General features: G+C 57.8%; 21 protein-coding genes and 3 pseudogenes. 17 read left to right on the top strand and 7 right to left on the bottom strand.

What is annotated here, in order from left to right; genetic code table 11:
- Positions 1–6: 6 nt before the first annotated feature.
- From UB23_RS18780 to UB23_RS18755, 6 genes are read left to right on the top strand one after another with little or no spacing between them, the layout of a single operon-like run.
- Positions 7–420, top strand: coding sequence for a TIGR03750 family conjugal transfer protein (locus tag UB23_RS18780; protein WP_045060799.1), 414 nt, complete (start codon positions 7–9; stop codon positions 418–420).
- Positions 417–1,058 (top strand): PFL_4703 family integrating conjugative element protein, encoded by a 642-nt coding sequence (locus tag UB23_RS18775; RefSeq protein WP_045060798.1) that lies wholly within the window; start codon positions 417–419, stop codon positions 1,056–1,058. The genes UB23_RS18780 and UB23_RS18775 overlap by 4 nt, the downstream gene beginning before the upstream one ends.
- Positions 1,055–1,873, top strand: a complete 819-nt coding sequence (locus UB23_RS18770; protein ID WP_045060797.1) for a TIGR03749 family integrating conjugative element protein — start codon at positions 1,055–1,057, stop codon at positions 1,871–1,873. The genes UB23_RS18775 and UB23_RS18770 overlap by 4 nt, the downstream gene beginning before the upstream one ends.
- A complete protein-coding gene (locus UB23_RS18765) occupies positions 1,863–3,380 on the top strand; it encodes a TIGR03752 family integrating conjugative element protein (protein WP_045060796.1) in 1,518 nt (505 codons plus the stop codon). Before UB23_RS18770 ends, UB23_RS18765 begins: the two co-directional genes overlap by 11 nt.
- Positions 3,343–3,759, top strand: coding sequence for a TIGR03751 family conjugal transfer lipoprotein (locus UB23_RS18760; RefSeq protein WP_045060795.1), 417 nt, complete (start codon positions 3,343–3,345; stop codon positions 3,757–3,759). Before UB23_RS18765 ends, UB23_RS18760 begins: the two co-directional genes overlap by 38 nt.
- A complete protein-coding gene (locus UB23_RS18755; RefSeq protein ID WP_045060794.1) occupies positions 3,759–6,512 on the top strand; it encodes a conjugative transfer ATPase in 2,754 nt (917 codons plus the stop codon). The genes UB23_RS18760 and UB23_RS18755 overlap by 1 nt, the downstream gene beginning before the upstream one ends.
- A gap of 43 nt (positions 6,513–6,555) precedes the next feature.
- Here the strand turns inward: UB23_RS18755 and UB23_RS18750 are convergent, their stop codons facing one another.
- Positions 6,556–6,813 (bottom strand): LasR-specific antiactivator QslA, encoded by a 258-nt coding sequence (locus tag UB23_RS18750; RefSeq protein WP_045060793.1) that lies wholly within the window; start codon positions 6,811–6,813, stop codon positions 6,556–6,558.
- 169 nt (positions 6,814–6,982) lie between these two features.
- Between UB23_RS18750 and UB23_RS18745 the strand changes: the two genes are divergently transcribed.
- The 5 genes from UB23_RS18745 (at position 6,983) to UB23_RS18725 (ending at position 11,550) form a co-directional block, all read left to right on the top strand.
- Positions 6,983–7,240 carry a helix-turn-helix domain-containing protein gene (locus UB23_RS18745; protein WP_045060792.1) on the top strand — a complete coding sequence of 86 codons (258 nt, stop codon included), beginning with the start codon at positions 6,983–6,985 and terminating at the stop codon, positions 7,238–7,240.
- A gap of 111 nt (positions 7,241–7,351) precedes the next feature.
- Positions 7,352–8,308 carry a TIGR03756 family integrating conjugative element protein gene (locus UB23_RS18740; protein ID WP_045060791.1) on the top strand — a complete coding sequence of 319 codons (957 nt, stop codon included), beginning with the start codon at positions 7,352–7,354 and terminating at the stop codon, positions 8,306–8,308.
- Positions 8,305–9,693, top strand: coding sequence for an integrating conjugative element protein (locus tag UB23_RS18735; RefSeq protein WP_045060790.1), 1,389 nt, complete (start codon positions 8,305–8,307; stop codon positions 9,691–9,693). Before UB23_RS18740 ends, UB23_RS18735 begins: the two co-directional genes overlap by 4 nt.
- Complete coding sequence (locus UB23_RS18730; protein ID WP_045060789.1) at positions 9,690–9,998, top strand: hypothetical protein; 309 nt, start codon at positions 9,690–9,692, stop codon at positions 9,996–9,998. Before UB23_RS18735 ends, UB23_RS18730 begins: the two co-directional genes overlap by 4 nt.
- 10 nt (positions 9,999–10,008) lie before the next feature.
- On the top strand, positions 10,009–11,550 hold the full coding sequence (locus tag UB23_RS18725) for a conjugal transfer protein TraG N-terminal domain-containing protein (RefSeq protein ID WP_045060788.1): 1,542 nt from the start codon (positions 10,009–10,011) through the stop codon (positions 11,548–11,550).
- On the opposite strand, the gene UB23_RS18720 is transcribed toward UB23_RS18725, so the two are convergent.
- The gene (locus tag UB23_RS18720) at positions 11,539–11,937 is read right to left on the bottom strand and encodes a DUF3742 family protein (RefSeq protein ID WP_045060824.1); all 399 of its coding nucleotides are present in this window, start codon (positions 11,935–11,937) and stop codon (positions 11,539–11,541) included. The two genes, UB23_RS18725 and UB23_RS18720, sit on opposite strands and share 12 nt — an antisense overlap.
- 538 nt (positions 11,938–12,475) lie before the next feature.
- On the opposite strand from UB23_RS18720, the gene UB23_RS18715 reads away from it, so the two are divergent.
- Positions 12,476–13,438 carry an ArdC family protein gene (locus tag UB23_RS18715; RefSeq protein WP_045060787.1) on the top strand — a complete coding sequence of 321 codons (963 nt, stop codon included), beginning with the start codon at positions 12,476–12,478 and terminating at the stop codon, positions 13,436–13,438.
- Between the two features lie 128 nt (positions 13,439–13,566).
- Here UB23_RS18715 and UB23_RS30335 read toward each other — a convergent pair.
- Positions 13,567–13,756: pseudogene (locus UB23_RS30335) on the bottom strand (DUF7740 domain-containing protein).
- A 228-nt stretch (positions 13,757–13,984) separates the two neighbouring features.
- Here UB23_RS30335 and mobH point away from each other — a divergent pair.
- Positions 13,985–15,700, top strand: coding sequence for a MobH family relaxase (gene mobH, locus UB23_RS18705; RefSeq protein ID WP_045060786.1), 1,716 nt, complete (start codon positions 13,985–13,987; stop codon positions 15,698–15,700).
- Positions 15,701–15,740: 40 nt separating this feature from the next.
- On the opposite strand, the pseudogene UB23_RS18700 reads toward mobH, so the two are convergent.
- The 3 genes and pseudogenes from UB23_RS18700 to UB23_RS18695 form a co-directional block, all read right to left on the bottom strand.
- Positions 15,741–16,039, bottom strand: a pseudogene (locus UB23_RS18700) (IS5/IS1182 family transposase); the annotation flags it as partial.
- Between the two features lie 129 nt (positions 16,040–16,168).
- The gene (locus UB23_RS29500) at positions 16,169–16,594 is read right to left on the bottom strand and encodes a hypothetical protein (protein WP_177328575.1); all 426 of its coding nucleotides are present in this window, start codon (positions 16,592–16,594) and stop codon (positions 16,169–16,171) included.
- A 69-nt stretch (positions 16,595–16,663) separates the two neighbouring features.
- The gene (locus tag UB23_RS18695) at positions 16,664–16,930 is read right to left on the bottom strand and encodes a helix-turn-helix domain-containing protein (RefSeq protein WP_032902013.1); all 267 of its coding nucleotides are present in this window, start codon (positions 16,928–16,930) and stop codon (positions 16,664–16,666) included.
- 303 nt (positions 16,931–17,233) lie between these two features.
- Here UB23_RS18695 and UB23_RS29495 point away from each other — a divergent pair, with 303 nt between their 5' ends.
- The gene (locus tag UB23_RS29495) at positions 17,234–17,893 is read left to right on the top strand and encodes a hypothetical protein (protein WP_127882195.1); all 660 of its coding nucleotides are present in this window, start codon (positions 17,234–17,236) and stop codon (positions 17,891–17,893) included.
- Between the two features lie 187 nt (positions 17,894–18,080).
- On the opposite strand, the pseudogene UB23_RS28715 reads toward UB23_RS29495, so the two are convergent.
- Positions 18,081–18,263, bottom strand: a pseudogene (locus UB23_RS28715) (transposase); the annotation flags it as partial.
- Positions 18,264–18,357: 94 nt separating this feature from the next.
- On the opposite strand from UB23_RS28715, the gene UB23_RS18690 reads away from it, so the two are divergent.
- The 3 genes from UB23_RS18690 to UB23_RS18680 all read left to right on the top strand — a co-directional run.
- A complete protein-coding gene (locus tag UB23_RS18690) occupies positions 18,358–18,654 on the top strand; it encodes an ArsR/SmtB family transcription factor (RefSeq protein ID WP_038443618.1) in 297 nt (98 codons plus the stop codon).
- A gap of 55 nt (positions 18,655–18,709) precedes the next feature.
- Entirely contained in the window at positions 18,710–19,720 is a 1,011-nt protein-coding gene (locus tag UB23_RS18685; RefSeq protein ID WP_032902015.1) for a zinc-dependent alcohol dehydrogenase family protein, read from the top strand.
- 794 nt (positions 19,721–20,514) lie between these two features.
- On the top strand, positions 20,515–21,113 hold a 599-nt coding region (locus UB23_RS18680; RefSeq protein ID WP_045060784.1), incomplete at its 3' end, for a TetR/AcrR family transcriptional regulator.

Genomic DNA, 21,113 nt, shown 5'->3' with positions numbered 1-21,113 from the left:
GTCGCCATGAACGACGCTATCGAATGCCTCGCCGACGGCACCTTGGTCTTTCTGCCGGAACGGCTCAACCGTGATCCGGCGGTATTGCGTGGTTTGACCAATGACGAGATGTGGCTCGCCTTAGGGACCGGTGCACTCCTTGGCCTACTGCTCGGTGTCCCCCTGGCGCTCGCCACGGCCTCGATTGCCGTGGCGCCGACCAGCATGATCGCGGGCATGGCACTGATACTCTTTGCTGGCGGCACACTCCTGCGTCAGGCCAAACGGGCCCGCCCCGAGACTTGGTTGTACCGCAAGCTCGAATGGGTCCTGGCCAGTCGCTGGCGCTTGGGGCATGGGGGCTTGATCCTCCACTCCGGCGCCTGGACGGTTCGCCGTTCGCGGCGCCTGCGCCCCGCCCTATCGCGGTGGCAGCCATGAGCCGTTTTCGGAACAAGGTCGATGCCCAACAAGCGCATATCGTCAGCCTGCGTCTGGCGGTAGGGATTCTGGCCTTGATTTGTGCCGGGCTCTGGTATGGCTGGCGTTCGGCACCAACCGACCTGACCGTGCATGTCCCTCCCGATCTGCGCTCGGGCAGCACCCGCAAATGGTGGGATGTGCCCCCGGAGAATGTCTATGCCTTTGCCCTGTACATCTTCGGCCAGCTCAACCGCTGGCCGTCGGATGGCGAGCAGGATTATCGCCATGCCATCTACAGTTTGCAGGCCTACCTGACACCCGCCTGCAAAATCTTCCTCGACGGCGACTACGAGTACCGCAAGGCCGCCGGCGAGCTGCGTCAGCGCGTACGCGGGGTCTATGAAGTGCTGGGCCGCGGCTACAGCGAGGATCCGGCCTTACGGGTCAAGCAACTCGACCGCGACAGCTGGCTAGTCCAGCTCGACCTCAATGCCGATGAGTATTACGCCGCCGAGCCGGTGAAACGGGTGGTGGTGCGTTATCCCTTGCGCGTAGTGCGTTTTGACCTGGATCCCGAACGCAATAAATGGGGATTGGCGCTGGATTGTTACCAGGGCACACCGCAAAAAATCGCCCTGCCCGGAGGTGAGCCATGAAACGAATGTTAGTGATTGGGCCCGCCGTGCTGTTGGCGCTGTACGGGGTCCTGGCTCAGGCCGTCGAGCTGATGCACTGGGAGCGCCTGCCCCTCGCCATCCCGTTGGTAATTGGTCAGGAGCGGGTGGTCTTTATCGACGAGGACGTTCGCGTCGGTCTGCCCTCATCGCTGAGCGGCAAACTGCGCGTGCAATCCACCGGTGGCACGCTGTACCTGCGCGCGGCGGAAGCGATTGCACCGACTCGCTTGCAACTGCAATCGATGACGACGGGCGAGATCATCCTGCTGGATATCGCGGCAACCCCGGGTGATCAAGCGTTGGAGCCCGTTCGCATCCTCAGAAACACTCAGCCGCCAAAAACCACCGACGGTGAACCGAGCAGCGCCCCTGCTCCAGAACGCACACCGATCCCGGTCGCCTTGACCCGCTATGCCGCACAAAGCCTGTACGCGCCGCTTCGCACCGTGGAGTCCCTGCCCGGCGTACGGCGGGTACCGCTTACGCGGCGTACCGCACTGCCGACCCTGCTACCAAGCGAGAACGTGTCCAGCATTCCCATCGCTGCGTGGCGACTCGGGGATTACTGGGTGACGGCGGTAAAGTTGCGCAACCGTGGTGCCGAGACGGTGTCACTCGATCCGCGCCGGCTGCAGGCGCAGCTGTTTGCCGCAGCCTTTCAGCATGCCTTCCTTGGGCCGATCAGCAGTGCCGAAGACACCACGATCGCCTACCTCGTCACCCGCGGCGCGGGCCTCGAACGCGCCCTTCTGTTGCCCCCACCTGCGGTGCGAGGTGCTGACGATGAAAGCTAATGCGCTGCTCAAATGGCTGGTACCGGGTGCGCTGCTGGCCGTGGTGTTGATCATTCTGAAAACCTGGGTCGCGGGGGGTAGCATTTCCTCTCCGGAGAGTCCGGTTGATCAGGGCAACCTCCAACTGACCGCCGAGCAGGCCAAGTCGCTGGGCATTGCGGGCGATACCCCGCGCGATACGGTCGCCACACTGGTTGGCCAGGTAAAGGCCATGCGCAGCGACATGCTCAGCCTGAAGCAACACAATGACGCGCTGCAGACGGAGAACAACCGTCTGCGTGAACGGGAAAACAGTGTCGATTCGCGTATCCAAAGCGCCCTCGGCAGCGTGACCCAGCAGGTCGACGAAGGCCGCCGCCAAGCCAACGACGCCCGACTCAAAGCGGAACAAGACAGCCGTCAGGCCCATGGTCTGCTGACCCAACTGCAGGCTCAGTTGTCCGGCCTGACCAGCAAAGGCCAGGATCTGCCGATCGGGCTGGGGCTGCAGCCGGGGGATGGGGCGCAGTTCGACGGGCATCGTCCGGCCAGTGAGGCGCTGCAGTGGATTGAGCCCTCGGATGCTCCGTCCACAAACGCCCGAGGCAAAACCAAGACCGCCTCCGCACTGAGTCTGCCCACTGCCTTCAACTCACTGAAAGGCTTGAACGATAACGCGATTGATCGCGGCCAGAAACAGCTACGTGCGGTCACCCAGGGAGAGCATCATTTGACGCGATCCGTTGATCGCAGCGAAGGCGCGAAGCCGGTTTACACCATTCCTGAAAACGCGACCTTAATGGGCTCGGTCGCCATGACAGCGCTCATCGGCCGGGTCCCGGTGGACGGCACGGTGAATGACCCCTACCCCTTTAAGGTGTTGGTCGGCCCCGAGAACCTGACCGCCAACGGCATTGACCTGCCGGAGGTGGCCGGTGCAGTGATGAGTGGCACGGCGTCCGGTGACTGGACGCTGTCCTGTGTACGCGGGCAAGTGGAATCGATCACCTTTGTCTTCACCGACGGCACCATCCGCACCGTGCCGCAGCCACAGGCGATGGCCAGTCGCAATGCCTCCTCCACCCAGAGCACGAACACCGACAAAATCCGCGGAGGGCTCGGCTACCTGTCCGATCAGTATGGCATCCCGTGCATTGCTGGCGAGCGTCGCTCGAACGCCCAGCAGTACCTCGGCAGCCAGAGCTTGATCACCGCCGCCGGTGCCGGGGTCGCCGCCCTGCTCGGGGGTGAGCGGAACGACAGCAGCGTGATCAATTCGGGCGGCAGTACGCTCGGGGTCACCAGCAGCACGGGCAACAGCGCACTCAACTCCATCCTCAGTGGTGGGGTCAGTGATATCCGCGAGTGGGTCAAAAAACTCTATGGCGAGGCCTTTGCGGCGGTGTACGTCCCTCCTGCCGCGCAGGTCGCCCTGCACCTCGACCATGAAATCACTATCGACTATGAGCCCAACGGCCGGAGCGTTCGCCATGAACCATCGCATACCACTCTGTCTGACCTGGATTAGCCTGCTCTGCCTGGCCCTGGTCGGGTGTTCCACCAATAAAGAAACCCTCCTGCCCCATGGCGAGCGGACCATGCTGGACATCTGGAACGGCGCCGGTTCGCAAGGCACTCAGCAGCAACTGCTAGATGCTCGGCAGCAGTTACGCCGCCCGTTGGATCAAGCAGACTTCTCCTCTTCTCTCCAGGAGCCGTACACTCGCACAGCGGCGAACGAGATCCGCAACCTGTTCCCTCGCCTGCCCAATCCCGATCTAGTGCTTTACGTGTATCCGCATTTGAGTGGTACCGAGCAGGCACCGGTCCCCGGTTACTCGACAGTCTTTCCGTTCTACCAACGCGTGCAGTACGCGCTGCCCGGTGAACGTCAGGAAGACTTGTAATGCACAGCGACGACGCGGACGACCGCACTCCTGGGTGGAAAGCCTGGCGCAACCCATTACGCCCTCGCGCCACCGTGGCCGACGAAGCTGCATTCTATGCGCACAACCCCAGTTTCACCGATCACCTGCCGTGGGTCGAATACCTTGAGACCGAGCAGTGCTTTCTGCTGGATGACAATCGCTCGGTGGGCGCAGTGTTCGAGCTGCTGCCCCTCGGCACCGAAGGACGCGAACCCGATTGGCTGATGGCGGCGCGCGATGCGCTCGAAGATGCCCTGCAGGACAGTTTTGACGAACTGGATCAGGCACCGTGGGTGGCGCAGTTTTTCTGTCAGGACGACCATGACTTCACCCCCTACCTGAACCGGCTCACGGAGTATGTTCGGGACAGCGCACGCAGCACGGTCTTCACCGAGGCCTACCTGGAACTCAACCGCCGCCATCTGCAAGCCATAGCCAAACCTGGGGGGCTGTTTGAGGACAAGGTGGTCACGCGCCTGCCCTGGTACGGCAATAACCGGCGGGTGCGGCTGGTGGTCTACCGCTGGCTCGAGTCGGACACTGAGGAGACGGAGCTCACGCCGGTGCAAGCCCTGCAACAGGCGTGCGAACGGATCGGCGCCGCGCTGCAGGCCTGCGGGGTGGACGCGGTACGGGTCGACGGCCGGGGGTTGTATGACTGGCTGTTGCCGTGGTTCAACCCGGCACCCCGACTCACCGATGAGGCACCCGCGGCGTTCTACCGACGTGTGGCCTACCCGGAATCGAGCGACGGTGAGTCGCTGGAACTGCCCTTCGATCACGACTTCGCCGAGCGCCTGTTCTTCAATGAGCCGCGCTCGGATGTCCAGCGCGGGCTATGGTATTTCGACGAGCAGCCCCATCGGGTGACGGTGGTGGACAAACTGCGCCGAGCGCCGTTGATTGGCCAACTCACGGGCGAAACCCGCAAGGGCGATGCGGTAAACGCGCTGTTCGACCAGTTGCCGGAAGGCACGGTGATGAGCCTGACCCTGGTGGTCAAACCACAGGATGTGCTGGAGGATCAGTTAAGCCGGCTGGCGCGTAAAGCCATCGGTGAAAACCTTGCCTCGACCCAGACCCGCCAGGATGTCGAAGAGGCCCGGACAATTATCGGCCGTAAACACAAACTGTACCGAGGGACGTTGGCGTTCTACCTGCGCGGGCACGATGAACCACAACTGCACCAGCGCTCGGTCAGCCTAGCCAACGCGCTATTGGGTGCCGGGCTACAGCCAGTGCGCGAAGGCGATGAGGTCGCCGCCTGCAACAGTTACCTGCGCTGGCTGCCGATGACCTATAACCCATCACGCGACACGCGCAATTGGTACACCCGTCTGATGTTTGCCCAGCACCTGGCGAACCTGGCACCAGTCTGGGGCCGCAGCACCGGTACCGGCAATCCGGGTATCACACTGTTCAATCGCGGCGGCTCGCCCTTGAGCTTCGACCCGCTGTCCCGCCTGGACCGAGCCATGAACGGCCACCTGCTGTTGTTTGGGCCGACAGGCGCCGGTAAGTCAGCCACCCTGGTCAGCCTGATGATGCAGGTCATGGCGGTGTACCGCCCGCGGCTGTTCATTGTCGAGGCCGGCAACTCGTTTGGTTTGCAAGGCGACTATTTTTCGACTCTAGGCCTGTCAGTCAACAAGGTCCAATTAAAACCTGGCGCCGCGGTGAGCCTCGCGCCCTTTGCCGATGCCTGGCGTCTGGTCGAGCAACCGGATCAGGTGGCCAGTCTATCAATCGACGAGTGGGACGATGAGGCGGCCAACAGTCGCGAAGACCAGCGCGATATTTTGGGCGAATTAGAAATCACTGCGCGCCTGATGATCACCGGCGGCGAAGCCAAGGAAGACGCGCGCCTGAGCCGGGCCGATCGCAGCCTGATCCGCGAGTGCATTCTCGATGCCGCGCAGAGCTGCGTCACCGCGGGCCGGCAAGTCCTGACCCGCGATGTGCGCGACGCCTTGCTGAACGTCGCCGCCGATCCGCAGCTACCGGAAAAACGTCGCGAACGCGCCCAGGAAATGGGCGAGTCCATTGACCTGTTCTGCCAGGGCTTCGAGGGCGAACTGTTTGATCGCGCGGGGACGGCCTGGCCTGAGAGTGATGTGACCCTTGTCGATCTCGCCACCTACGCTCGCGAAGGCTACGAAGCGCAACTGTCCATCAGCTACATCAGTTTGATGAACACTGTGAACAACCTCGCCGAGCGCGATCAGTACCTGGGCCGACCGATCATCATGGTCACCGACGAAGGCCACATCATCACCAAGAACCCGTTGTTGGCACCGTTCGTGGTCAAGGGGACCAAGATGTGGCGCAAGCTCGGCGCCTGGTTCTGGCTGGCCACGCAAAACCTGGCCGACTTCCCGAATGCCGCGCAGACCATGCTCAACATGATCGAGTGGTGGATTTGTTTGAACATGCCGCCCGCGGAGATCGAGGAGATCGCTCGGTTCAAAAAGCTCACGCCGGCGCAAAAAGCCTTGTTGCTCTCGGCCAGCAAGGAGCCGGGCAAATACACCGAAGGCGTGGTGTTGTCGAAGAAGCTCGAAACCCTGTTTCGGGTGGTTCCGCCAAGCCTATACCTGGCCTTGGCCATGACCGAACCCGAGGAAAAAGCCGAGCGTTGGAGCCTGATGCAGGAGCACTGTTGTTCGGAATTGGACGCGGCCTACCGGGTCGCGGAACGGATCGATAGAGCCCGAGGCATCGATCCCACCTAGGGCGGGCTATTCAGGCATCACGCGGTTGAGCCAGAGCAACTGACTAGTGCGCTACGCCCCGCAGCCGTTGCTGAATCCTCAATAAAAATCCTGCTTCAAAGGCATCCTGGCCGTCACCGACAGGAAAGGTCTTGCGCACTTGCGCCAGCGCCCACCATAGCGGAGTCTCGCCGCTACTATCGAGCCAAGCCTGAGCAGCTTGCACGCCCTGCTCGATCATCGACGCAAATTCACTGCCCCACGGTGTCAGCACACTCGGACAACCATCAGCCGCTGGAATTGAAATCAAGTTTTCGTCCATACACACCTTAGAGTTCTACTGGGAGGCCAGAGACTGGATTCGATTTCGACCATCGTAACGCCACAAAAGACACGCTCATGACCAATAATGAGCATTCAATAGCTTAGACCATTGCAAATGTAGACTATATCCCGTGGATTGAGAGTCTCTCAAAGCGCAATTTGCGCACATGGCTCAAGACTACGAACGGCTTCGCGTGCAACTGGCGGAGAACATCCGCTGCATGCGGCGCGTGAGACACCTCACCCAAGAGCAGTTGGCGCTCATGGCTGAGGTGGACCGTACCTATGTCAGCCAAATCGAACGGTGCACAGGCAATCCGTCACTGTTGGTCCTGTGCAAGCTCGCCAATATTTTCGGCATCACCACCGATCAATTGCTGATCGAGCCCACCGCCCTGCAGCAGATGTTGCACGTCAAATCGTAGTCGTCGCTCTCGCCCCCGTGTAAACCGATCTTCCGGCTCTCGCATTTTGCGCTGACAGCCCGCATGGGGTCGTCGAACCTGACCAGGCTTTTCACTTCAAGAGCCTGAATCATGCCTGCGCCCTCCTCACTGAATGCCTACCCACAACTGAGATCGGCGGCACTGGGTCTGCTGCTGGTCTCTGGACCCAGCGGGGCGCTGGATAGCGCCAGCATCACGGCTTCCGCGCTATCGCCAAACTGCCTCGAATACCGGGTCGTCGGTCTCTGTTTTTGGCTGTTCTGCACGCCCTTTGGCTGCAAAATCAAAACCTCGACCAAGGTTCGTCATTTTACGCCTGAACTGGTGGTCTCCAGCTACGCCACCACCGGCAACAACCCGTGGACCGAGATGGCCGTTCTATCCAGCCCTATCAGCGGCGCGGAGGGCGGCGGCAACCTGATCACCCCCAACACCCGACGTGACAACCTGGCCCGCTTCAAGAATGTCGATGGCATTGGCCACCCCGGAGGCTCGGCCGTGACGCAATTAGCTTCGCAATCCGGCTATGCCTGTGCCAGTGGCGCCACCGCGTTCAAGCCCTACTACCTGAGCACCCTGGATTTATTGGCTTGGCGCCATGGCATCCCGGAAAGTGTCTACCCCGAATCCCTCATGCCCGGCGTTCGTGAGATCGGTCAGCAGGCGGCGGGAAACATGTGGGGCAACGTCTATCCCCGTCAGGGCTTTTTGGTGCAGCTTGATGACTTCAAGGCCGCCGCGGTCATGGCGCAACGGGCCGGCGATGTCATTACCCGTCACGGACAGCCCCATGTGTACTTGCCGCTCACCCCCGACAAACGCGACGGCTATTGGCCGCCGGGGCCGATCGTGGAAAACGACGCTTCGACCCACAAATGGCAATTGCTTTACCCCCAGGTTCAGCCCACCTGCGCCATTTTCCCCAGCGATCCGCTGCAGAGCGCCGATGGCGGCTACGCATGGTCGCTGTGGCGGCCCTACAGCTGCTGCAAACGTGAAGGGCAGACTTTGCTGTTCAGCATCGACTTCGCAGGAGGTGCTTCATGAATCGCCCCCTTACCCGATCAGGTTGTAGCGTGATGCGTCTGTTGCTTTGCGGACTGTTGCTCATGGCCACGTATGCCCGCGCCGCCGAGGACGATTACCGTTTGGGCACTCAGGGCGACGTGCTCGACGATCGGGTGATGTACACCATTGGCGGCGGCTCGGCGGTGGGTTCCCCGAGTTCGTTCTACCGCCCCAGCGGTCTCGGGATCGGCGGGTCCTGGCGAGCGAACCTGATGTGCGGAAACATGAGCCTGAGCAATACCCTGCAAAACCAGTTGAACGGCGTCACCGAAGGTTTCCAGCAAATCATGGGCAGCATTGTGCAGAACGCTACCCAGGCGGTGATGTCGCTGCCAGCGTTGATCATTCAACGCGCCAACCCCGGCCTCTATGAATTGCTGAGCAACGGGGTGATGCAGGGGCGTATCGACTTCGATCGCTCCAAGCTGACCTGCCAGGCCATGGCCGATAAAATGGCGGACAAGGTCGGTCCAGCCGGCTGGGGCGCGCTGGCCAAAAACCAAGAAATGCAGAGCCATCTGGAGCAAACCGGTGGGGATGCCGTCGCCGCAGTGAACAACACCGAGGCGCAGAACGGCAACCACGGGGTGTCCTGGGTCGGTGGGCAGAAAGCTGGCGGTAACGGGCAGACACCGATCCGGGTGACCGCCGACGTGGTTCGCGCCGGCTATAACCTGTTGCATAACCGGACGGTGGCGGACAGTGCGTCGATCAGTAGCCACGACTGTCAGGGCGGGGCCATTTGCCAGACCTGGGCGTCGCCCCAAGAGGAGTCCGAGTGGGCGGTCCGCGTCTTGGGCGAGACGGAAATCGCGACCTGCGACAGCTGCGAAACCCTGCGGGCGACCGCAGGCAGCGGATTGACACCGCTGATTCAGGAGGCCTACAGCGAACGCCTGAAAGCCTTGCAACAGCTGCTATCGGGCGCACTCCCATCTACCCAGGACAACTTGGTTAAGGCCTCCAGTCCGATGCTGCCAGTCACCCGCCGCGTCATCGAAGCCCTGCGCGACGATCCCGACCAGGATCTGCTGGCACGGCGTTTGGCCAGCGAGACGGCTTTATCCAGTGTGCTCGACAAAGCCCTCCTGCTACTGCACACCCTGTTGGCCGGCAGTCACGAACCAAACGTTGCTTCCGCCGAACCAGCCCAAACTGCCTTGACGAAAAACATCGACGCCCTAGAGCGTGAAGTCCGCTTGCTGCAAACCGAACTGCAGGTCCGGCAGATGCTGGCCACCAACACCGCCAGCCTGGTACTCGATCGGCATGCCGGGGGGGCCGACGCCTCGCGTACCATCGAGCAAGGCGACCCCGAGCCGGGCCGGCTCAACAACGCCAATGCCGGACAAGTGAAGCCATGAAACGCCTACGGCTGTTCACGCTGCTTTCGGGTCTGGGGATTGCCACGGTGATGCTGCTGATCGCCGCACTGCTCACCCAGATCGGCAGCACGGCGCTGGGCAGTGTTGAAAGCTGGCAACTGGCACTCGAATCGGCACGCCCTTATCTGCGGGTATGGCGTGCCCTGCTCTACTGCGCCCTGTTGGCGCTCTGGTGGGATCTGCATCGCCGCTACCGCCATCGACCAGCGGATCGACTGCGCTTACAGCGCATCGGGACCATGGGGCTCGCACTCTTTACCTTTGTCGAACTCACCCGACTGTGAGGCCTCCACCATGCTCATGAGCACCAACAGCTACTTGGAGTTTTACCTCTCCCTGCTGGCCTGGATCATCAACAACGGCCTCTGGAGCGTCTTGTCCGACACCGGGCTGTTCGCCGCGCCCTTCGGTGCCATCATTCTGCAAGAATGGCTGTCAGCCCGTCAGCAAGGCGCGGATGAAGGTAACAAGGGACTGTTCTCGGTGCCACGGATCGAAAACCGGTTATGGCTGGCCTACATCGTGGTGTTGTTCGGCTGTGCGCCGGTCTTCCCCTTGAGCCTCGCCTCGATGACGCTCGATGCAGCGGCCAGCCAACGTTGCGGTATCAGTGTTACCAAGCCAGCGGACACCGCCTGGGGTGCCACCTTCAACACCATCGGTGAACGTTCCGCCAACGTGCCCGTCTGGTGGTTTCTGGTGCATGCAGTGAGCAAAGGCGTGACCGCGGCGGCCTCCGGCGCCATCCCCTGCGCACCGGATATCCGGCAAATGCGCATGGAGATCGACAGCTCACGAATTGACAGTCAGGTGCTGCTGCAGGAAGTCGCCGACTTCACTCGCGATTGCTACGGCTATTCCCGCTCGCGGTTGTTCACCAACCGTCCGCAACTGGACAAGGCGCAAAGTCATGACGCCTCCTGGATCGGCTCGAGCTATTTCCTCGAGACACCCGGCTACTACGATACGGATCGTTCGCGCACGCCGCGGGTCAGTTGGCCCTATGACGTGAGCCGCGATGTGTCCTTGCCGCGGCTAGCGAATGGCGCGGGCTATCCGACCTGCAAGCAGTGGTGGAGCGATAGCGGGGTCGGCTTGCGCGAGCGTTTGATCAAGGAGGTCGATCCTTCGCTGCTGACGCAGCTCAAGGGCTGGCTGATGGGCCGTTCGAACACCGAGATCGAGGATGCCACCCTGCGCGAGCTGGTCAGCCCGCGCCAGCAATCGAGGTCCATGTCGCCCGGACAGGTATTTCAGGACTACGGCTCCAGCGCACGCGGCGGTTCGATCAATCAGGGGCTCAACAACCTGGCCACCAACACCGGATTGGCCCTGGGCTCCTTCAGCAATTTCCCGGCCATGAATGCGCTTCGCGCCGCCCTACCGATGGTGCAGGCGTTCCTGATCATGGGGGTCATCATCAGTTTGCCTCTGATCCTGCTGGTCAGTACCTACCAATTGAAGACCGTCATGACGGTGACGTTCGCGCTGTTCACCTTACACATGCTGACCTTCTGGTGGGAACTGGCCCGCTGGGTCGATTCCAGCATGCTCAATACCTTGTACAGCCAAGTGTCGGCGTCCAACAAAGTGCTGTTGTCGCTGCCGACATCCGGCGTCATGGATGGAACGGTCACGGCACAGGTGATTGAGTATGTGATGGGCGCGATGTTCATCGTGCTGCCGATGCTGTTTTTAGGGGCAATGAGCTGGGCGGGATATTCAGTCGGTAACGGGATACAAGGCATGCTGGCAAACGGTAGCAAAGCAGCAGGTGATTCAGCGAGCAAGGGTACGGATCAAATGCTGGGCGCCGCTAATCGCTCAATTAGATGACTTACAGTCGCCTATATAATGCCCGTTGTCGTCGAAGTCACCTATGTAGAGATCAGCCCCCATATAGTCTGGCCCTGGATTTTCCTCTTGATGATCCGAACCAATACAAGCCCTGAACCATAGCAAAGCGATGACACCCAGCAGCATCACAATAAACGTGACCAACCAAACGCTGGCAAAGAGCAACGCTCCCAGCAGTGCCAATTTAGCAATCAGAAAGCTTCCGCGAACAATGCCTTTACCTGCAGGTAGACCTGCTGCCACCGCACGCTCGGCCACGCGGGACTCGAACGTTTTCAGCCGGCGATAACCACGCTTTAGCGACATGCCACAGCCATAGGCACAGCGCTGGGCACGGGAAACCGGAACGGGGTTCTGTGTCGGCATGGTCTCGCCCTCTCTGAGCGTGTTCATGATGGAGACAGCAGTATCAGCGTACTACTGAAAACGGTCCGCGCTTGACCGTTTATCAGTTTGCCCGGCCGAAAAACCCTCACTGGAAGACAGCAGACAAGCCGCGTGAAACAGCATTGCTGAAGGGGTTGACCCACCTAAACCGCGCAACTAAAACCCTTAGTACGGACTGCTGTGATCGACAGCACCTGCCCAGGTAGTCAGAACCTTTAAGACTACGTCACCTTGGTGATGGTTCTCCCCCAAGTGCGATTAGCGTTCGGTAGCTCGCACGGTCACCACTGCTGCGGTGATGAACGCCCACTGCTCTTCAGAGCGCCTTTCGAGCCCTGCTCGTCAGGTACGCCCACGCTTTTTTCAACCTACTGCAGGGATTTTTCCACGTACGACTCAGCCCTTATCTCCACAGTCGGATGGCCTGCAAGACCTGCATCCATCAAGCCCATCACCCAACCGGGGAACCCTTCCCGGCGGGCAAGGCGTTCCTCCGTTTTCTATCGAGGAAACAGCCATGCGCGATATCTACCAAGACGTGACCGATAAGATCGTGACCGCTTTAGGCCAAGGCGTTGCTCCCTGGATCAAACCCTGGACCTCAACTGGCTCATCGAACCACGGTACTCACCAACCCTTCCCCATCAACGCCATTACTCGGCGTGCCTATTCGGGCATTAATCTTCCCCTGCTCTGGGCAGAGGCCCGGTTGCAGGGCTTCACTCAAGATCGTTGGCTGACCTTCAACCAAGCCAAAAAAGCCGGTGGGCGCATCCGCAAAGGTGAGCACAGCACCTTGGCGGTTCTCTACAAGCCTATGGAACGCGAAGAGCAGACTGAAACAGGTCAACCCGTTCTCGATGAGAATGGTGAGCCCAAGGTCGCTTACTTTGGCATTCTCTGGAGACATTTCCTGTTCAACATCGAGCAAACGGAGGGACTCGATGCACTCAATGGACCTTTGATCGAAACAGAACCGAGCGAGCCCTTTCAGGCCAACAGCGCGGCGGAAAATCTGCTGCTAAGTTCTGGAGCAAAGGTCATTCATCGGCCGGCCGATGAAGCCTTTTACCACCCGCTGAGGGATTTCATCCAACTGCCAACAAAAGCGCAGTTTCAAGACGAAGGTGGATACTACGCCACTGCACTTCACGAGCTGACGCACTGGACCGGGCATCACTCTCGGTTGCAGCGCGAGGGTGTGACGTCACCCTGTCCTTTCGGCTCTCCAGGCTACGCTTTTGAGGAGTTGATCGCCGAAATGGGCGCTGCTTTTTTATGTGCCTATGCCGGCGTACAAGGAGAGCTGCGGCATGAAGGGTACATCGACTCCTGGCTCGGGCTGCTCAAGGCTGACAAGCGTGCGATCTTTCGGGCCAGTGGCCAAGCTCGAACGGCATCCGAGTATGTGCTCAACCTGGAGCGACAATGGCAGTCAGCGGTCCTGGATGACCCGCTGTGGATGAACGATTGCACTTAATCATTATCTCTCCGCTGCAACCGCTTCACAGGGCCCAACGCGAGTTGGGCTTTTTTTCGGCCCTAAACCACAGAAGGCCTCACGCTGCGGTACTGTACAGGAGGTGGTCGCACGCCAGCAGCTAGCTGTTATTTATCCAGGTTTTGCGCAAGGAAATCCACAAGTTCCAACGGGCTTCGGCTGTCGATCACCTTGTAGATCAGATCACGCTTGCTACGTGGCAGCTTCTTGACCACGCTCTTCGCAGAAGCCCTGAAAGCCTCGTCCGTTCCATGGATACGGGCCGAGCAGCACCAATGTCGCGTCAGTGAGGTTCATCGCTCGCCCCCAAAAATATGCAGCGCAGTGTACCGACTCTTGCCTTTTCCGTACCAGCACGCCCGCTCGACAATCCGATGCCCAGTGGTATCGATATTCCCCTTGCCGCACAAAAGGTCTCAAGCCAAAAGGACAGTTAAGGGTTGGAAGGGAATGGGGCCGCAAGGGTAAGAGCGCTATCCGAAAAGGCTAAAAGGCCACTGCCCCAGTCACCTGCCGGAGGTCACGATGCTCAGTCTGTTTCACCGCAAAAGGTCAATGCCCCCTCCGCCACGCACCGTGAGCGTTGCCGAAGGTTACCTGCCCATCGAATCCGCCCACACCCTCTTAGCCGCCGAGCACCGCCGTCAGTTGCTCGATCGTATCTGGCAGTACACTGCCCTCTCCCACGCGCAATTCACTCAGCTCTACTTGCAGCCGATCCAGCGCTACGCCGAACGAGTCCAGCAACTCCCGGCCAGTGAAACGCACCACCATGCGTATCTCGGTGGCATGCTCGACCATGGTCTGGAACTGGTCGCCTGCAGTCTGAAACTGCGCCAGTCCTATCTGCTCCCCAGCGGTGCCGCGCCCGAAGACCAAGCCACCCAGACCGATGCCTGGTCCGCCGGCATAGCCTATGGTGCGTTGCTGCATGACATCGGCAAGATCGCCGTGGACCTGGAGGTCGAGCGCCAGGATGGCAGCTCTTGGCACCCCTGGCAGGGGCCACTGGATCAGCCTTACCGGTTTCGCTACCTCAAGGGTCGGGATTACCACCTGCACGGCGCCGCGGCAGGTTTGCTTTACAGCCAGATTCTCGACCGGCCGATCCTCGACTGGCTCAGTGGTTTTCCGTCGCTGTGGGCCAGCCTGCTGTATGTCCTGGCCGGTCAGTACGAACATGCCGGTGTACTGGGCGAACTGGTGATTCAGGCCGATCGGGTCTCCACCGCACAAAACATGGGTGGCAACCCGAGTAAGGCGCTGCAGGCGCCGATCCGTTCCCTGCAACATCACTTAATCACTGGACTACGCCATCTGGTTCAACACGAGCTAAAGCTCAATCAACCGGGTGCCGCCGGCTGGCTGACCCAGGAAGCCCTGTGGCTGGTGAGCAAGGTCGTCACCGACAAGCTGCGCGCTTATCTGCTGTCGCAATCGATTGAGGGCATCCCCTCCTCCAACATCGCCGTGTTCGACGAGCTGCAATCCCATGGGCTGGTCGAGTCGACCCCGGAAGGCAAAGCCATCTGGACCGCGCGCGTGGCACAGGGAAGCTGGCAGCAAAGTTTCACCTTTCTACGCCTTCAACCAGCGTTGATTTGGGGGAGCGAAGACCGGCCTGAAGCTTTCAGCGGAACGGTGAGCGTGGCAGTCGATAACCAGCCGACAATAGCTCCGGCATCACTACCCACCTTCGAAGCTGGCAGTGCCGGAGCAGATCAAAACCCATCGCAACCCGATCCCGGTGCGATGGAAGATGCCGAATATCTCGGAACACTGTTGGATATGTTCGATCCGGCAGAACCCGAAAGCAATGATGCACCATCAGAGCCCCCCCTCGAAAGCTCAAGCGTCCCTTCAGACCCTGGTCAGACATTCCTGAATTGGGTCAAGTACGGCATCCTGAGCCACAAGCTGATCATCAATGACAGCAAGGCCAAGGTGCACATCGTGAGCGGTTCGGTGTTTCTGGTTACACCGGGTCTGTTCCAACGCTACGTTCAGGAATTTCCTGATATCGCTCTAGGGACAGACCACGAAGGTGAAGAATGGCGCTGGGTGCAGAAGCAGTTCGAGAAACTGAAGGTCCATAGGAAGCGTGACGACGGTTTGAATATCTGGGTGTGCCAAGTGCAAGGCCCAAGAAAAAAAGCACTCTTGAAGGGATATTTTCTGGTTAACCCGGGCTTGCTGTTCAATTCCGTGCCTTCAGACAATCCTCACCTTCATATGTTATGAATGCGGTGCCTAGGCACAGCATCAGTGAATGGTCAGAAGCACAGCGCTTGCGATGCCGCCCCTGCATACCGGGGATACGAACCTGATCCAGAAGCACCTTAGCATTCGATATATCTCTGGCTTATACCGGAGACGCCAAAAGCGCAAAGGCACTCCGTTGGTGTCACAAACCATATGAATTGATAGTAAGGCCTCCTCGGCTGCGCTCGAGCGCATGGTCTGCTGGCTCTTCTGGCCCCCTTTCTTCCCGGAGCCAGAAGAGACTCGGATTGCACGCGCAGCTGTTGTAATGATCATCCAGGTGTCCAGATTAATCAGGTCCTCCTGGTTAAGTCGGATATCATCGGGAGGGCCCGTTTTTTTCCGCGGAAAACCAGATTCGCGATCAGTACCAGCAGAATCCGGGATGCCTTGAGCGCCTTACCCTCGCCGATTGCAGCCTAATCCGCGAATGCACCCTGGCTGGGCCTAGGAATCAGGAAATTCAGAGCTATTTGAATCCTCATTATCGGACTCATCAAATATTCCCGCGACTGCAGCGCGTGCATCTTCAACAAATCTGAACAGTTCAGGAGACACTTCTTTAAATCCCTCATGTGTCAGCAGACGCTCTTCTTTGCGAAGATTCACTACTTTATCCGCATCAAAAGAGTCAGGCAGCTCCTCATGAGCAAGAATTACTTGCGTATGGGCAGGAGCAGTTGCAGCCAGTACAGCCAATAGTTCCTGTAAATGCTCTTTATCCTGAGCACCTTGATTAGGAGAGTCAATAACAACCGGAGCAGGCAAATAGCCATCTTGGGCAATGGTCCGCCATAGAGCCGCATAGTAAGCAATTATGGAGCGTGCATATCGGGTCGACTCCGCTTGGTTCGGCCAAGGAGCAGCGCTCAAGCAGAAAGCCCTCAAATCCGCACTTCTATTGGTGGCATAAAGCGGCGGGCAACCGGCTGCACGCTTATCCTAACCTTCCAATTCCTGGGATATTTGTGACAGGAGCATTTCCTTGGACATTTCCGGATCCTGGAGCAACTGGCTTTTGATAAGCACAGTTGCGGGATGAACTCCAAGATGGGCAGAAAGCTCAATTAATTTTTCTACGGAAGGGCTTTTCAAGCCTCGTTCAACATCGCTGACGTAGCTCTGGCTCGGAGCAAGCTGCTCTTGGGCAATACCATGTCTGCTCCTCAGGATTTTCACTGCCATCCCGAAGGCTTGCTTTGAGTTCATTTCTGTTGCTCGCAAAAGCAACGATGAAGCCTTCGGAAGCGCAAAAGCACTATACTCGATTGAGCATATACAGCTAAAATTCGAAAAAACCCTTACACAATTTTTTGATTGGATCGAATGCAAGCAACTAACCACGTGATTGCCATCTCGCAGAGCTAGCTCGTCCCTCTCGTCACCAAGTGGCTCAACGAGTACACACCCTACGGATCGTCAACGGTGGTTACGGCTTTCCAGAAAAAGCAGGGATACATGCATCTTGCTTTTGTTTTTTCTATGCGCTTTTAAATCTGAAAAGGGAATCACATGAAAATCGTGTACAAAATATTTGCGCTTACTTTGATGACGTCCTCTGCATACGCTGTTGATCTATATAGCCAATATTCAACTCCCGACTCTATAAGTTGCACTGGCCCGAACAACAACGTATGCACCGACACTACCCGACCTGACGACATTGTCGTCCAATATAAAGATGCCTATGGCAAAGTCACCATGCAACAAGAGCCCTCTTTTGAAATCATTACTTGTATACGCATTTTAGACAAGTGCATTGATAACGATCGAAACTATCGAGGAAAATCGATAACGGGTCGCGATGTCAAATATGTGGCGTTCAAAGATTTTTATATTTATCCGGGCGGTGACGGCAAAGATTGGGCATACAAAAATGGTACGGGACCTCTATTCGGAGGCGCTCCAGCAGGCAACGTCGTAGGAGCACCTGCGACCTCCACAGTTAAAGCAACGGCTACAGCTACCGGCACCTATGACATATGGTGCGATCCGCAAGGCAATAGCTGCGATCTAACCATAGACGGTGGTAGTGACATGGTCAACCGTGATCGACTACCGGTTTACGTACCGATGGCTTCTGATACCAGTAACTGCTCCATGGAGTTTTGCTATAACTCAAAGCAGGACGTAATTGGTTTGAACCCAGGGTACGCACTCTGGAAAAAGTAACGCCTATTCCCGCTGGCTCGCCAAGAGCCTGAGTATCAAATGTACTCACTCTGGTTGGGCCATGGCGCTGTCATCAAACAACGCGCCCTGCAGCGCTGTGCTGGAACTCGCGGCCTAGCAACACTCATTTACTCAACTATTAAAGCGCCTGGCCAGCTTCTGTTGGCCGGGCTTTTTTTTTGGTTCTTTACGGATTACCGGGAAAGACGCTCTTGATCTTCATGAAAAAGAACTCGCTGTACCGGTAGCCATACGCCATGCGCTTGATGACTTTAATTCGATTGTTTATCCCTTCCAGTTGCCCTGTATGCATCGGCCACCTAACTCGGCTCACAATCCTTCGCCAATAGCGTTTCAGTCGTTTTGCAAACTGAACTGGATGCGTTTTTTTTGACTTCAAACCCTTGCGCCGGGCAATAGATTACTTATTGAACATTTTGTAAAAATCCGTAACATTGCCCGCCATGATACTCGAACAGCTCAAAGCCCTGGGGAATGACACTCGCATGCAAATGATGGAGTGGCTCAAAGACCCACTCAGTAATTTCCCACCTCAGGATCATGGCGATCCTGCCATAGGGGTGTGCGTAACCCATTTGCAGCACAAGGCAGGGCTTTCACCTTCTACCGCGTCTGCACACTTAGCTATCTTGCAACGTGCAGGCTTCGTGCTAACCACCCGCATCGGAAAATGGACTTACTATCGACGCAACGAGGTGGCGATTGATGACTTTGCGGCTAGGCTGACCATCGATTTGTAATTTTTAACCTTTCATTTCGTTATTTCGCGTAATTAGAAAACACAAGGAAACCCCGATGAGCAACAAAACAATCTTCGTCCAACCCGGTGGCGGCTATGAAAAGGTTGTGGTTGGCAGCAGCGAAGCCCGAGCCGCAGCCCACGGCGAAATCACCGTGCGCCTGCACGCCAACTCGCTTAACTACCACGACTTCGCGGTGGTCAGCGGTATGTGGGGCCCTAGCGAAAAACGCATCCCCATGGCCGATGGTGCAGGTGAAGTCATTGCTGTCGGCCCAGATGTCACTGAATTCAAGGTGGGTGACTCGGTCGTCAGTACCTTCTTCCCGGAGTGGATCAGCGGCGCGCCACTAGTTGAAGGCTTTGTTAGCGTGCCAGGTGATGGAATTGACGGCTACGCTCGTGAGCAAGTGACTGCCCAAGCCACATCGTTCACCCTCGCGCCGACCGGATACAGCCACGCTGAAGCGTCGACGCTCACCACTGCCGGCCTTACTGCATGGCGCGCTCTGATGGCCGATGACTCACTCAAGCCGGGCGATACCGTGCTCGTTCAAGGCACTGGTGGCGTTTCAATTTTTGCCCTGCAGTTCGCTAAAATGGCCGGCGCTACCGTCATTGCTACCTCTTCAAGCGACGAAAAACTTGAACGTCTGAAAGCACTAGGCGCTGATCATGTGATCAATTATCGCAAAGATCTTAACTGGGGCGAAACTGCACGCGCTCTAACGGGGGGCCGCGGTGTTGATCACATCATAGAAGTCGGCGGCCCTGCGACGCTTGAGCAATCGATGATTGCAATTCGGGTTGCTGGTCACATCTCCGTCATCGGGATACTGAGTGGCGTAAGCGGTGCAATGAATTTTGTACCGGCATTGATCAAGCAAGTGCGCCTGCAGGGTGTGTTGGTAGGCAGCCGCAGCCAGCAGCAAGATATGGTCCGAGCCATCAACGTTAATGGTATGCGCCCGATTATTGATCGTCATTTCCCTATGAGCGAGATTGTCGAAGCGTTCAAGTATCAGGAAACCAACCAGCATTTCGGTAAAATTTGCCTGGATATCTAAGCGCGCATGAATGGCCATGATCCGTATGCCCACCTCAAAGTCGTGCCGAGGTGGCTGCCGACGCAGCGCGAGACGGATTTGCCCATTGCTGTCTGTCGCAACCGGCAGCAGTGGGTCGACTCACCCATGCTGTGCTCCGAGGCAATCAGCTAAGAAGCAGTCATTCTAAGTGCCATGAAACGATTCGATTTAGCCCCTCTAGTCAAAGCAGAATCATTAGGGCTACAACGATTTTGTCATGCAGTTATTGGGTTGAAGAATAGACAATCGTAGGCATTCTCACAGAGCCATGGTCGCTCTCTGCCGGTCATGGTCACGCAACGTGATGGTGAAATCCGATGCAAATGCTTGGTCAGGTCGAATGCAAATGGCTGGGCAAGCCCGTGCAATTACCCACCGTTCTAGCCCACAGATCCGGATAATCCGCCCAGCAGCCGTTCCGGCTCAAGCCATAGTACGGGCAGCGCGATGTTTTTCGTCAAATTTGACGCGTACAGCTCGTTGTCCAAAACTCTGGCGGGCCGCTTGGTTTACGATGGATGTCAAAACTCGTTCCCAGCCTAAGCAATGCTGTAGCAAAATCAGCTCGACTCGAGAAGAGCTGCAATTTGCTCCCCTCCGGCGAGTATCGTAGATCTTTCTTCCTAACGCGGCGGCGATCATCGGACCGACATAATGCTGCGCATCAAATGAAGTGATGGCTGGCTCACGAACTGCGATTATCAAGATTTCGTCGGAGGGCTTGCTCAAAACCCAAATTAGACGACTGGTCTAATTGTTGGTATGGTGCGTCCATGAATACGATGACCACCACCGATGTACGGCAACACATCCTCGACACGGCTCAAAACATCATTGCCGGGCGAGGATTCACAGCTGTTGGTTTGAGCGAAATCCTTAAATCTGCGAATGTGCCAAAAGGTTCGTTCTATCATTACTTCAATTCCAAGGAAGCATTTGGCGAGGCGCTCTTGGAGAGCTATTTCAGTGACTACATGGTGCAATTGGAAACGCTATTGAACCGTCCAAGTGTATCAGCAGCACAACGCTTGCTGGCCTACTGGGCTACCTGGATTGAAACCCAATCAGCCTGTTATCCCGCCGAGGGGAAATGCTTGGCAGTGAAGCTTGCAGCGGAAGTCAGTGATCTATCGGAGCCAATGCGTATGGTGCTCCAGGATGGCATGGAAGGAGTAATTACTCGTCTCGCCAATGTGGTGAGTGACGCTGTAAACGATGGTTCTCTGCCGGGCGATACTGACACCCGCGGCTTGGCGACCATGCTGTACCAACTTTGGCTCGGAGCCAGTCTAAGGACCAAGGTCACGCGTGATCAGATGCCTTTGCAGGCGGCCTTCGAGACTACTTCTCTGTCTGTCTCTTATACACATCT

The sequence above is a fragment of the Pseudomonas sp. ES3-33 genome (assembly GCF_000952175.1).
In the GTDB taxonomy this organism is placed as follows: Bacteria; Pseudomonadota; Gammaproteobacteria; order Pseudomonadales; family Pseudomonadaceae; genus Aquipseudomonas; species Aquipseudomonas gregormendelii.
The sequence above is the reverse complement of the archived record's forward strand: the minus strand, read 5'-3'. Positions and strand labels throughout refer to the sequence as shown.